Source organism: Trichocoleus sp. Lan (assembly GCF_039961855.1).
GTDB lineage: Bacteria > Cyanobacteriota > Cyanobacteriia > Cyanobacteriales > FACHB-T130 > FACHB-T130.
This window is the reverse complement of the sequence record NZ_JAMPKA010000012.1, coordinates 26,470-39,214: the sequence shown is the minus strand read 5'-3', so window position 1 is coordinate 39,214 and position 12,745 is coordinate 26,470. Positions and strand designations below refer to the sequence as shown.

The following is a 12,745-nucleotide window of genomic DNA, read 5'->3' as shown; positions in this document are numbered from 1 at the left end:
AATTTATTGGGAGCTAAGAGAAGGTCGCAGATAACATTCTTAACCAATGTGTCTAGAGTCGGGCTTTTCCTACGCAAGAGAAGGGAAATAGAGCCTGAAGCGATGCCAATCTCACTTCAGGCAAAAGTGAAAAAGTATAACTATTGGGGTTCCCAGAAGGTAATTGTTCCGTCAAAATTACCACTAACAAGAGTCTGCCCGTTCGGGGTGAATGCGAGTGAGGAGATAACGTTAAAAGACCCTGTAAAAGGATTGATTATATTACCAGTTTGCAAATCAACTAAGTTTAAACTGCCTTCCGATCCGCCTAATGCACTTGCAAGTATCCGATTATTTGGATGCAAAGCAACAGCATTCACGAAAACGGTGCCTGAATCCTTAATCGGTGTAGAGATGAGTTCGCCGGTTTGCAGATTCCAGATTTTGACGATTTGGTTATAAGTCTCGCTGACAAGGGTTTTGCTATCTCGACCAAAAGCGATCGCTCTGACAGCCTCTCCATTGTTGATGGTGCGAATGGGTTTGCCTGACCTAAGATCCCATAGTTGGATCGTACTGTCTTCATTCCCACTAGCGAGAGTTTTTCCATCGGGACTAAAGGCGACCATTAAATTCGACTGAGGAGATCCCTGGAAGCTATAGATCGATTTACCCGTGCGTGCATTCCACACTTCAATCTCTGCGTTCCGTGCAGTCGTGTTCCAGCTACCAATCGCAAGGCGCTCTCCATCTGGGCTAAAGGCGAGAGATTTAACGTACCAATCCCGCGTGATAGTCCGGATTACCTTGCCAGTTTTTAAATTCCACAGTTTTAGCGAGCCATCGTTGGTCGCGCTACTGCTGGCGAGGGTTTGCCCATTAGGACTAATCGCAAGTGCCCAAATGGTGTCAGTATGCCCAGTTAGGGTGCGAATTGGTTGACCCGTTTTCGGATTCCATACTTTGATCGTGCCATCATCGCTACCACTAACCATTAGCTGTCCGTTGGGAGCGATCGCGATCGCTCCCACGCTCCCTGAATGAGCCTCGATGGTGCGAATCGGTCGCACATTTTGCCAAGTGTTGGTGGGTATTTGAGCCGTTAAGGTAGATGAAATGACAGGCGGCTGAGATACTGCTTTAAACATAGGCATTCCAGAAACGCCAATCGTTGCCACCACGACCAGCGCCGTGAAAACCTTAGCGGAAATTTGCTGATTTGTCATTTTAGTAAATTGGGAAACAACGCACACTACAAAAATGTGTTGCTTTACACTGAGACGTTGTTGATTTACCTGTGTGCCCAGAATTAGAAAATTTATGTAATGTTACCGTTGCAAATTTATTAGGAATATGCATTCGCAAGGAAAGCGATCGCTCAGACTTTTCCGAATCCGGGAAATTAGCTAGAAGCTATACTCGGTCAAAGTTTAAAGATTAGTTGGAGAAAACTTAGATACCAAAAGCCCCATTCCAGAATCTGTTGTGCTACCGTAATAGGTGAGAATAAATTCGGTTGCAGTGTTTGTTTATAGTATTGATAGGTGTTTTCCTTTTGGTCTTGACAGGCTTCTCTCCGAAATTCAAATCTCTACACCCCCTTGATTTTGGAGACAATCTATGTCTATTTATGTAGGCAATCTATCCTACGAAGTTACGCAAGAAGACCTGACTGGGGTTTTTGCAGAATATGGTTCTGTAAAGCGCGTCCAGCTACCCACTGACCGGGAAACAGGTCGTCTACGTGGCTTTGGTTTCGTAGAAATGGGTACAGAAGCTGAAGAAACAGCTGCCATTGAAGCGCTTGACGGTGCTGAATGGATGGGTCGCGACTTAAAAGTTAACAAGGCGAAGCCCAAAGAAGATAGAGGCCCATCTGGTGGTGGTGGTCGCGGAAACAACAGCTTTTCTCGCCGCTACTAAGCTTTAGAAGCTAAACCTTTTTAGTTTCTCCTTGAAAAAGCTGAGACAAAAAGGGCTGAGTAATTTGTAAGCGCAATTAGTTTCAGTTACTCGTATTAAATTTAAAAAGGCTTAAGCATTATGCTTAAGCCTTTTTTTTGCAGGTATGCCTCTCAAGTGTGACGATTCAAGATGCACGTCAACGAGCGACATTTATAGCATTGGTCAAGCTAAAAGTTTCCTGGGGAGCTAAAACTCGCTTCAATGGGTTTAAACTTTTAGCCCAGATTTTAGTTTTTAGCTATTCAATTTAAAGTCCCTGCGTTCGCCAAATTCGGATGTTTTTGTCATAACTACCCGTTGCAATCGTCTGTCCATCTTGGCTGATAGAGAGGGAATAAATTGCACTAGAATCACCCGTCAGCGTTGTAATTTGTTTCCCAGTTTTTAGGCTCCAAATTTTAATTGTTCTATCTTCGCTACCACTAGCGAGAAACTGTCCATCCGAACTAATAGCAACTGCATAAACCATGTCTGCATGCCCTCTCAGGCGACCCTTGAGCTGCCATGTGGTCATGTCCCAAAGGTAGATAGTTTTGTCAAAACCCCCACTTATAAGTGTCTGTCCATCTGGGGTAATTGCCAAGGAATGAACCGCATTTGTATGTTTTCTCAAGGTGCGGATGACTTGACCTGTAGATAAATCCCAAACTTTGATCGTTTTGTCCTCAGAACCACTCACGAGGGTCTGCCCATCTGGGGTAAAGGCAACAACATCAATCCCATTAGCATGACCTGTGAGGCTTAAAATTTGCTCGCCGGAAGTCAGATTCCAAATCTTGATCGTGTCGTCCTTACCCCCACTGGCAATAAACTGCCCGTCAGGACTGAAAACGACCGAATCAATGGAGCTAGAATGCCCCCTGAGAGTGCGGATTACTTGACCTGTAGCAAGATTCCAGATTTTGATTGTATTATCCTGAGATCCGCTAGCAAGAAGCTGCCCATTGGGGCTATATGCAATTGTGAAAATTGGTTTGAAATGCCCGGTAAGGGTGCCAATTTCTTGTCCGCTGGAAAGATTCCAAAGTTTGATCGTGTTGTCAGAACTGCCACTGGCTAAAGTTGTTCCATCGGGACTGATGGCGACAGCATTTACCCAATTTGAATGCCCTCTGAGGGTGCGTTCTAGTTGAGCGTTTTCCCAAGCATTTAAGTTCGCTACTGCAACAGAAGCATCGATTGGAGCTGCGTATGCCTTGATGTTGCTGGGTGGAATTATAACGCTCGTAGCCATCACTGTGGCGATCGCGCCTATGGTACCGACTAAAGTCCTAGTTTGAGCAGAAAACATAAAAATAACAGACGAATGGGAAGAAATTTTGCACATCTGCTGAAATATGGGCAGTAATTGCAGAATTTTACAGGTCGTTTCTTAATATAGATGGCGATACCCGCTCCGCACACTCTCTGCGGTCAGAAGCTGCATTCTGAGTAAAAATTTATCGATTTTCTGCACAGTTGAGACTCCCGATTAAACAACCAGCGCGAAAAGCACAGCGATCGCCCTAAGACTTCTAGAGCGATCGCGCTGGTTGAAAGTTCCAATTCGATACGAGGGATGCGGGTAAAAAAGGAGCGCCACCACATCCCGATGCAACAACTTCTTAGTGAGGTAGCTTGCTCAACTCAAACCAAGTGCGAGAAGCGACAATTCCATCCGCTACCAAGCCACGGGAGCTTTGGAAGCTTTTCACAGTATTCTGGGTAATTGACCCAAATATACCATCGGGAATCAACTGTAGGACTTTCTGAAGGGTTTTCACTGCTTCACCACGGCTACCTAGTCTCAGTTCCGGCATATCAACGGGGGCACCAGAGTAAAGAGCTTGCCACGTCTTAGCGCCAACAATCCCATCTTCTACTAGAAAGACGCGGTGTTGAAAAGCTTTCACGGCATTTTCGACGGGGAGGTCAAACACATCATCGAAAGGAGTGGCATAATAGCCCCAATGAGCGAGTAGTTGTTGGAGTTCTACCACTGCGCGATCGCGGGAACCTCTACGCAGAACTGGCTTTTTAATCGCATTGGTAGCAGCGGCTTGAGGAGTCATGGCTTCAAATTGATTGGTTGATTGCATGATGAATTTTCCTGGGAAGTGTTGTTTCTACTGTTCCAATCTACTGATGGCAGCCCCGCTTCCCCTTCGCCCTGCTAGGTGTATTTAAACTCACCTTAACCGCTCACCCATTCGTATGAAGCAATACCCACTCGCCCGCTGCTACATGATTCGCTCATTCTGGTGAATTGACCAGTTGTAAAATCTGCACGGGTGTCAACTCCTGTACATTGCTGAAAATCGCAGCAGCACCAGCAGCCTTGAGAGCATTTGCATAAGCATCCCTTTGTTGTTGAGTTTCCTGAACGTGGGGTGGCAAAATGCCCACTGCAATCCAACGACGGTCAGGGTGGAGCGATTCTCCTTGGGAGACGCTAAGCGATCGCGCCTTTTCTATCGTGTAAATGTCAGCAACCGTATCTCCCACATAAATAACCGGGGTTGAGGGGGGAACCGACGATCTTTCTTCCATCGCTTGTACTGCCGCAAACAGCCCTGTCGGATCGGGTTTACCCGGAGCATCTTCCATCGCAATGAGCAACGGCGACTTTAAACCCAGGCGTTGCTCCAAGACATAATTAGCCGATCCACGGGTAGCACCGCTAAAAAAGCCCCAGGGAATCCCAGCCGCTGTCAATTGCTCTAGATAGCTCGGTTGTAATAGGAGCGGTTCATCGCAGATATAACCCGTCCAATGGTGTGGATCTGGCCCACGATACCGCGATTGGAAAAAAGCAACCAAAACGTCATAATCAAGGCTTAGTTGCGATCTTTTCTGTCCAGCGCTTTCAAAGTAACGATAGACCAACTCTTGGGATGCCTCCCAATCGTTATTCCACATCCCTTCCAACTTCAGATGGTCAATTTCCTCTGGGGTTGGTCGGTAAGCACCCTCCGTAAACTGCTCCACAGTATCAGCCAACGCCCGTCGGTAAGATCCCCCAACATCTCGCACCACACCGTCAATATCGAAAACGACTAAACTTAGGCAACTAGATTCTTGAACCACTGCAAAGCACCTCCCAATCCCAATTAAAATATCCGATGAGCAAACACATAGCTATCCACGATCGCCTAGGTGTAAAATAATCGTTTGTAGAGTATTCAACAAGCCTGGGACTTCCCTGGAGGTGTGATTGTCGAGGTTTATTTTAAAGGTTCTCTGGCTGGAAGAGAACGTAGCACTAGCGGTTGACCAAGTAGTAGGCAAAGGCACCAGCCCTCTGACATCTTACTTTTTTTGGCCTCGGAACGATGCTTGGGAACAGCTAAAAAATGAGTTGGAAGCCAAGCATTGGATTACCGATCAAGAGCGCGTCGCGTTGCTCAACAAAGCGACAGAAGTGATTAACTACTGGCAAGAAGAAGGCAAACGCCGTTCTATGTCTGATGCTCAGGCAAAATTTCCAGAAGTCGCCTTCACAGGTAGTGCTTAAGAATTCTCCTGTGCATCTGCCAGAGTTTAATGCTTTTGTCCTGCTGCCAAAGCACTTCGGAGTTGAGCAAGAGAGATAAGCTAACCTTTATGTGACTAAAGAGGGTAGCAATTTCTTTTCTAGGGCTAAACTTTCCTGCTTAGCAACTGGCGATCGCTCATTTTTGCAAAGGACGTATTGTTCCTGTCACCCTGAAGCGGTGGGACAATCGGTATGTCGCTAAAACAATCCGAAAATAGAAAAACCCGTTTTCTGAGAAGAAAACGGGTTTTTCTATGACTACCTCTATACCAATCTCTAGAATCTTGCAATTGGCGCTATTCTTGCCGATAGCTAATCGGTTTTTGTGCCGATTTACCATTTGCCGCGGCTACACTGGTGCGTCCGGTAATACTGCGGAAATAAATGCCCCCAATAGTCAGCAAAAACAGCAGGTAACTGACTGCTTGAACGACGTAGAGCTTATCGGTATATCCGAACAAGGCGCTAAAAAGTAGGCCAGGAAACTTGTCATCGGGAAAAATTTGCGTCGTATTCCAAACCATTGGTCCCAAAATACAAGAGGGATTTTTAGCAAACCGTTCGTAGAAGAAACACAAAGCTTCTGACTTCCGATCCATTTGAGCTAATGTAGCAATCGCTGAGTCAAAATGGCTCAACGAGGATACGACTAAACCTGCAACAACTAGGATCAATAAAACGCCCATCACCTGGAAAAATAGGCGGATATTAATCCGAATTCCCCACTTGAATAAAGCAACACCAATCCCAGCAGCAACTCCTAAGCCAGCCAAGGCACCCAAAGCTGGAATTAAACCTTGTTGAAATTTGGCAAGGATAAAGAGAACAGTTTCAAAACCTTCCCGCAGAACTGCGATGAAAATTAGGCTGAAAATACCCCAACCGGAACCCCCTTTTTGCCTCAGAGCCGATGTAACGGCTCCTTCGACAGATGCTTTCATCGAGCGTGCCTGTTGAGTCATCCAGATGAGCATCCAGCTGAGCATCGCGATCGCGATTACACTGAATACACCCTCCAGAAGTGGCTCCAGCACGGGTGCAAAGGGTTGATTGGATTTCGAGAGCGCTTGAGCTATCCAGGCTAACAGAACGCCTACTACGGCACTGGCGGCAAGCCCAGCCCCAACACCCGCATAAACCCAAGGATTCAGGGAACTCTGCTTGGCTTTTTTCAAGCAAGCCAGCACGATCCCCACAACGAGGGCGGCTTCAACGCCTTCGCGGAGGGTGATCGCAAAGGTAGGTAGCGCAGAACTAAAATCCATGACGATTGGTAATTGGTAGTAAGCAATTGGGAAAAAGTTGTAGAGGCAAGAGTTTATCTCATCTGAGTTTTGAGTTTTGAGCGATCGCGGTTATTGCACCAGTGAGGTACGCCAAAATTCACGATTATCAAGCTTTTCAGTTTTGAGAATGTACCTCACATAACCGAGAACCGCAATTAGAACTTTCTTCTAGCTCAAAGCTCAACATTTAAAACTCAAAACTCTGCTTACCTATTACCCATTAGCTAAAGTCACGCAACATCTTTTTGATTTCTATGGTGTGCATTTCTTCAGTGCCAATCATCGTGCGGGCAAATTCTTCCAAGTAAATGCTGGCATCGGCAACAGTGTCTAGCAAGGTTTTATAGAGGTCTAGCGCTTTCTTTTCATGATTGAAGCTTTCCCGCAAAATGTCCTGCACCGAATGTTTATAAGTCTCCTCAATGGGAGCAATTCGTAGGCTAGGATGTCCCTCTAAACCTGTCAGAATTTCTCCCGCTTGTTGGGCATGGGTCAAAGACTCAGTTGCCTGCAATTTGAAAAATTCCACAATCGGAATTCGATTGGGGCCAATTACCATCAAGGAATAGTGGGTATAACGCACCACTCCTGCCAGCTCAAATTCCATGATTGTGTTCAGCAGGTCAATAGTCTTTTTTTGGTCAAGCTCTTTCATGCTTTCGGTGATGTCCTAGATTGGTTAACTCTTCGCGATCGCAGTTTGAGCGTTCTTCTCAATTGTCTTGATTAGCTGGTTTACTTCCTCCGGAGTCTTTACGGGTGCAGCCGGGGGAATAGCGGAGGGCCAAGCAGTTTTCAACTGGGTCATGCTGTCTGCGATCGCTTTGTGGGCTTCCGGATTTTCTTTAACCATTTTATCGGCGATCCCTTTATACAAAGTGTCGGCGTAGTTAACAAACCCCCGCGAGTCTTGATACTCAATCGCAGCGGAGATTTTGCCGTTAGCGATCGCGGCTCCATATTCTGCATTCGCCGCATCCAGCAACCCGTTGATCGTCTGTAGCACAAATTTTGGAGACTGGCGTTGGGTTTCGGGTAAAGCCTTAATTGCCGCGTCCACAGCCTCTGTGGACTGAGCGAAACTCGTTTTTACGCTGGCATCCTTGGGTTTGGACTTTATTAAATCTTGCAGGCTAATCAAAGTTGTCTTAAATTCTTTGACGTTGCGTTCCTTGAGTTGGTCTTCTACATCCACGTAGATTTCTTCTACCGGGTGCCCAATGTGAGGTTCCGCTTGGTCGGGTTTTTGTTGATCGAGTAGTTCTCTGGCAACCAAGAGATGACCCTTCATCAAGCCTAACTTGGTCATATAATCAACGTCTTTGGCTTCCCCAGTTAGCACCACATCCTGAATCGTGACCATGTCTTTCACTTGGTCATATTGCTCCTGGCTAATTACTTTTTTGGTAACTAATTCCTCAGGACTGCCGTAGGGACGACTTGCTTGAATTTTATTAGACAGTGCTGGAATGCCTAATTTTGCTTCTAATTTGTCTAACTCGGAGAGAATAGCCGTGTTAATGTTGATTTGCTTACCACTACTGTGATTGTGAGCAGCCGTTTCTGTGGTACTTGCAGGGGAAGAAGCTGCGGTCGAGGGACTCGCTGCTGGGGATGCGGTGTTGTCGGTGGTTGGGGCATTCCCACAGCTGGTGAGAGCGATTAAACCAGCGATCGCCACGGTATAAGATAAAGACCGAAAAGAAGGCATCATTGAAGAGTTTTGAGACATTTTTTTATTCAGATTCCGGGGTTTATTATCTAGTAGTTGCAAAACTATATCAACTACTTTTTGCGAAAATTTCTACTAAGCAGAACCCATTACTTCAAACTGACCCATACAACCGTGTTCTGCCATCTCATCCTGATGGGGATGAAACATATATTTCCCCGGGTACCGGAAGGAAAATTCTAGGATATGCCGCTCAGCGGTACCCATCGTGATCACATCGGTTTGTTCCGTGGGAGTCAGAGTGCGCCCAGTGCGATACACCTGAAACATGTTGGCGTGCAGGTGAAACGTCGCCGCTACATCGAACTCAATCATGTTCAGAACGTATAGGCGAATCAGTTGATTCTGGTAAATCGGGATCGGGTGCATCATGTAATAGTCAGGCAGACCATTAAAGGCATACAGTTCATTTTTCCGATCCTCATCGATGTCATAGCCAGCCATCATCAACACCATCTCATCCGCCGGTGGACGAGCCTCAGGAGGGTCGATGATAAACATACCGTACAGACCTTTGCTAATATGCCGCGTCACAGGCTCCGTGTGACAGTGGTACAGATGCACGCCAAACGGTTCTGCGTCAAACTCATAAATCGTTGCGGCTCCGTGGCGCACCGGACGCACTCCATCCACCTCAGAACGGTGGAAGCCATGAAAGTGCATCGAGTGGGAATGTCCACCTTGATTGAGGAAAAGAACGCGAATGCGATCGCCTTCTTTTGCCCGTAATGTTGGCCCTGGTACGCGATTGTTGAAAGTCCAGGTGTTATAAGAAACCGCACTATTGAGCTGTAGCATGGAATTCTCCGCAACAATCCGAAATTCCCGGATTGCCCGTCCATTTTCCTGCTTAATCGTGCCATAATCAAAATCTCGCAACACCGTCATGGGGTTTAAGCCACTCGGATCGGCGGGTGTATCGCTGGCAACGGGTGGCACTCTTGCTGGGAGCGTTCGTTTTTTATTGAGAGCGGGTAAAGCCAAGCGTAAAGCATTACCTCCGGCTAACGCTGCACCAGTCACACCGACTCCTGCTAATCCTAGTGCCAGCAGTTTGCGGCGGCTCAAAGGTTGTCCTTGTTGTAGTAATAGTAGTGGGTTCTTCGGCATGACACGATCGACGGTTCGCGCCGATCAATTGAGGAAAGTTTGTAAATAATTCCAGAAGAGTATAAAACTCTGTTCATTTATTGTCAATTATTCTCAATAAGTAAATCAAGATAAACGTTAGTAAAATTGCTTGCCTAGTTTTGACAGTGCATACATAGCATTAAGGCGTCGTGCGACTTTCATCGCCGTTTTTTCGATAGTGAGGTTCGGTAATCGTCGTGAGGGCGAATTTTTCTGCGTCCTTTGCGGTTAAAACAATCAAGTCCAAGCGCGGAAGAAAGTATTATCCTCCCAAGCAGCAACAGTGCGTTGCTCAATTTCTGCGATCGCTGTCTCAGCAAGTGGTTGGAATGCCTGGGCTACCTTGACATTTGACTCTAACTGTGTAGGATTTTCAGCGGCGATGACTGCACAATGTACACCTGGGACTGACAGCGAATATCCTAACGCTTGATGCATTCCCTCCAACACTCCCGGCTTAAATAGACGCCCGTAAGCTGGCACCTTCATGGCAATCACACCCGTCTTTTTCTCCCGCGCCACTGGTAGCACTGCGGGGATAAACGGGCGTGGATGGTGTTTATCCGCAGGATTTATGGGAATAAGTGTTGTGTCAAAGGCATAGCGGCGCAAGCCTTCAGCGATGATTGCCGGTTCGTGGTGCCCGGTGATGCCAACGAAACGCACCAGCTTTTGCTGTTTTGCCTCTTCCAAAGCCTGAATTGCACCGTTGCGCCCAAAAATTTCGTCTAGTTCTTGCTCAAAAGAGACATGATGGAGTTGCCATAGGTCAAGGTAATCTGTATTCAGACGTTTGAGACTGCGCTCCAACTCCCGCCAAGCCCCATCTCGGTCGCGGATAGCCGTCTTACTACTCAGGAATAACTTACTTCGATGTGCAGGTAGCACTTTTCCTAGATAGTCTTCGCTAGGGCCATAGCTTGCCCCTGTATCAAAGTGACGAATACCTAAATCTAAAGCTTTTTGAACGAGGGCGATCGCTTTCTCTTCCGAATTTTCCCAGGATAATGGTGTCTGTCCAGCACCCCCTAAACCGAGAATCGGGAGACGCACCCCAGTACTTCCCAATTCCCGTTCCGGTATGGTTGCTGTCACCGGCGTTGGAGATGACTCCGCAGGCGTCCGCTCTTCTTTCAACGCCGCAGTGCCGACAATTCCTCCTGCTACAGCTATGCTAGTGGCTAAGAAAGCACGGCGCGTTGTTTTCGGTGTCATGGTGATTTTATAGAGTAGTGCTTCTACTCTTTGTTTTAGCAGCGATTCCTGCTTGCGATCGCAATGATTCTGGTTGTTTCATCGGATGCGATCGCGTCTGAAATTTCAACGACGGAACACTCTGGCTGAAATAAAACAAATCTTCTCTGTTGTCATGTTAGAAAGCATTTGACAATGAACAATGGGGAAGAAGCTTAAGTGGTGTGAAGAGTAGAGATGTGCAAAATCCTCAGGAATTCTCAGTGGCTAAGCTCAGCAGTTTTAGGAGCAATCCTGATTGTCAGTGGGAAAGCGATCGCGTCTGAAATTCCGACAACGCCAGAAAATCCCGTTCCTGTTGACACTCCAGAAGTTGTCATGCCCGTCGATGACCCCCCGGAGTCATCATCCAGCGTTTTAGAACAAATTGATGGCTACGCTCAGCCAGACTCGGCGCAGGAAGACTCTGTTGATGACCGCATGAACCAAGTCACCAACGTTTCCCAGCTAAAGGATGTTCAACCAGGTGACTGGGCGTATGAGGCGCTACGGTCTTTAGTAGAGCGATATGGGGTCATTGCTGGCTATCCCGATGGCACCTTTCGGGGCAATCGAGCCTTGAGCCGCTATGAATTCGCTGCTGCCCTAAATCTTGCCCTCAACCGAATTAGCCAGGTACTGCCTGTGGCGAACGGAGACGCCATTGCTAAAGAAGACTTAGTGATATTGGAGCGTTTAAAAGAAGAATATACCCTTGAACTCGCCTTGCTGCGCGGGAAAGTCGATGAACTAACAGCGCGGACTGAGGAACTGAAACTGATTGGATTTTCCACCACGACCAAACTTGCTGGGGAAGCGATTTTTGGGGTGGCAGGCGTTGCAACCGGGGAAAATGCTGATAGCAAGCCGATCGATGACGTGGCAATCTTTGGGCATCGGACGCGCCTAAACTTAGAAACTAGCTTTACAGGTCGAGATATCCTGAGAACTCGACTGCAAGCTGAAGGATTGGGTTCGCTTTCCGAACGTACCCTTACCCCAGAAGGCGACCTATTTTTTACGGGCGATACTAGCAGTGATGTCGTGATTGATGAGCTGCTTTACCAGTTCCCCGTCGGCAAGAATACAGAAGTCGTGGTTGCTGCCAATGCCGCTGATGCAGAAAACTTTACGAATACCGTCAACCCTTACCTGGATGGCGACGGTGGCAGCGGTGCCTTATCTCGCTTCGGAACCCGTCCTTCCATTTACTACCTGGTTGAGGGGGCAGGTATTGGGATTCGGCACGCTTTCAACGACAAACTGGAACTGAGCTTAGGCTATTTAGCCGGGGACGCTGATAGTCCGGAATCTGGAAACGGATTGTTCAATGGTTCTTATGGGGCATTAGCACAAGTATTATTTAAACCCAGCGATCGCGCCAGCATTGGATTAACTTATGTTCACGCTTATAAAAATGACCTGCAAACTGGCAGCAATGACGCCAACCTGAATAATCAGTTAAATCCGTTAGGGTTTCCAGTGGTTAGCAATTCCTACGGTGTAGAAGCCTCTTTTCAGATTAGTCCCCGGTTTGTCGTCGGAGGATGGGTTGGCTACACGGCGGCGAGGGCGAGCGCGCTGGGAGATGCCAACATCTGGAACTGGGCTTTAACGTTGGCATTTCCTGACTTGGGAAAAACCGGCAATTTGGCAGGTGTGATTGTTGGCATGGAACCAAAGGTGAAAAATCGGGCTAATAGCCTTAGCCAGTTGGGCATTCAGGATTCAGATACTTCATTGCACCTAGAAGCGTTCTATCAGTACCAAGTGACGGATAACATCGCGATAACACCGGGGATTATCTGGCTCACTGCTCCCGATCATAATGCGGCTAATGACGATTTGGTGATTGGCACCATCCGAACAACATTTACTTTTTAAAAGTCTGAAGTCATTAGTCAT

General features: G+C 47.2%; 12 protein-coding genes. 3 read left to right on the top strand and 9 right to left on the bottom strand.

Going from position 1 to position 12,745, the window contains the following annotated elements; genetic code table 11:
* Window positions 1-140: 140 nt before the first annotated feature.
* Window positions 141-1,205: a WD40 repeat domain-containing protein gene (locus tag NDA03_RS12475; protein WP_348238160.1), complete on the bottom strand. Its 1,065-nt coding sequence runs from the start codon at window positions 1,203-1,205 to the stop codon at window positions 141-143.
* Between the two features lie 394 nt (window positions 1,206-1,599).
* On the opposite strand from NDA03_RS12475, the gene NDA03_RS12470 reads away from it, so the two are divergent.
* The gene (locus NDA03_RS12470; protein ID WP_190410814.1) at window positions 1,600-1,902 is read left to right on the top strand and encodes an RNA-binding protein; all 303 of its coding nucleotides are present in this window, start codon (window positions 1,600-1,602) and stop codon (window positions 1,900-1,902) included.
* A gap of 289 nt (window positions 1,903-2,191) precedes the next feature.
* Here NDA03_RS12470 and NDA03_RS12465 read toward each other — a convergent pair whose 3' ends face one another.
* From NDA03_RS12465 to NDA03_RS12455, 3 genes are all read right to left on the bottom strand, one after another.
* On the bottom strand, window positions 2,192-3,235 hold the full coding sequence (locus NDA03_RS12465) for a WD40 repeat domain-containing protein (RefSeq protein ID WP_242037429.1): 1,044 nt from the start codon (window positions 3,233-3,235) through the stop codon (window positions 2,192-2,194).
* A gap of 313 nt (window positions 3,236-3,548) precedes the next feature.
* Window positions 3,549-4,022 carry a peptidoglycan-binding protein gene (locus tag NDA03_RS12460; RefSeq protein WP_242029116.1) on the bottom strand — a complete coding sequence of 158 codons (474 nt, stop codon included), beginning with the start codon at window positions 4,020-4,022 and terminating at the stop codon, window positions 3,549-3,551.
* Window positions 4,023-4,176: 154 nt separating this feature from the next.
* Complete coding sequence (locus NDA03_RS12455; protein WP_348238159.1) at window positions 4,177-5,010, bottom strand: TIGR01548 family HAD-type hydrolase; 834 nt, start codon at window positions 5,008-5,010, stop codon at window positions 4,177-4,179.
* Between the two features lie 127 nt (window positions 5,011-5,137).
* Between NDA03_RS12455 and NDA03_RS12450 the strand changes: the two genes are divergently transcribed.
* On the top strand, window positions 5,138-5,437 hold the full coding sequence (locus tag NDA03_RS12450; protein WP_190410816.1) for a 30S ribosomal protein PSRP-3: 300 nt from the start codon (window positions 5,138-5,140) through the stop codon (window positions 5,435-5,437).
* Between the two features lie 317 nt (window positions 5,438-5,754).
* Here NDA03_RS12450 and NDA03_RS12445 read toward each other — a convergent pair whose 3' ends face one another.
* From NDA03_RS12445 to NDA03_RS12425, 5 genes are all read right to left on the bottom strand, one after another.
* A complete protein-coding gene (locus NDA03_RS12445; RefSeq protein WP_348238158.1) occupies window positions 5,755-6,723 on the bottom strand; it encodes an FTR1 family protein in 969 nt (322 codons plus the stop codon).
* A gap of 241 nt (window positions 6,724-6,964) precedes the next feature.
* Window positions 6,965-7,399: a ferritin-like domain-containing protein gene (locus tag NDA03_RS12440; RefSeq protein WP_190410818.1), complete on the bottom strand. Its 435-nt coding sequence runs from the start codon at window positions 7,397-7,399 to the stop codon at window positions 6,965-6,967.
* 24 nt (window positions 7,400-7,423) lie between these two features.
* Window positions 7,424-8,455: a helix-hairpin-helix domain-containing protein gene (locus NDA03_RS12435; protein WP_348238228.1), complete on the bottom strand. Its 1,032-nt coding sequence runs from the start codon at window positions 8,453-8,455 to the stop codon at window positions 7,424-7,426.
* A gap of 96 nt (window positions 8,456-8,551) precedes the next feature.
* Window positions 8,552-9,586, bottom strand: coding sequence for a multicopper oxidase domain-containing protein (locus tag NDA03_RS12430; protein WP_348238157.1), 1,035 nt, complete (start codon window positions 9,584-9,586; stop codon window positions 8,552-8,554).
* Window positions 9,587-9,844: 258 nt separating this feature from the next.
* Window positions 9,845-10,822 (bottom strand): aldo/keto reductase, encoded by a 978-nt coding sequence (locus NDA03_RS12425; RefSeq protein ID WP_190410820.1) that lies wholly within the window; start codon window positions 10,820-10,822, stop codon window positions 9,845-9,847.
* A 216-nt stretch (window positions 10,823-11,038) separates the two neighbouring features.
* On the opposite strand from NDA03_RS12425, the gene NDA03_RS12420 reads away from it, so the two are divergent.
* Entirely contained in the window at window positions 11,039-12,724 is a 1,686-nt protein-coding gene (locus NDA03_RS12420; protein WP_348238156.1) for an iron uptake porin, read from the top strand.
* Window positions 12,725-12,745: the final 21 nt, after the last annotated feature.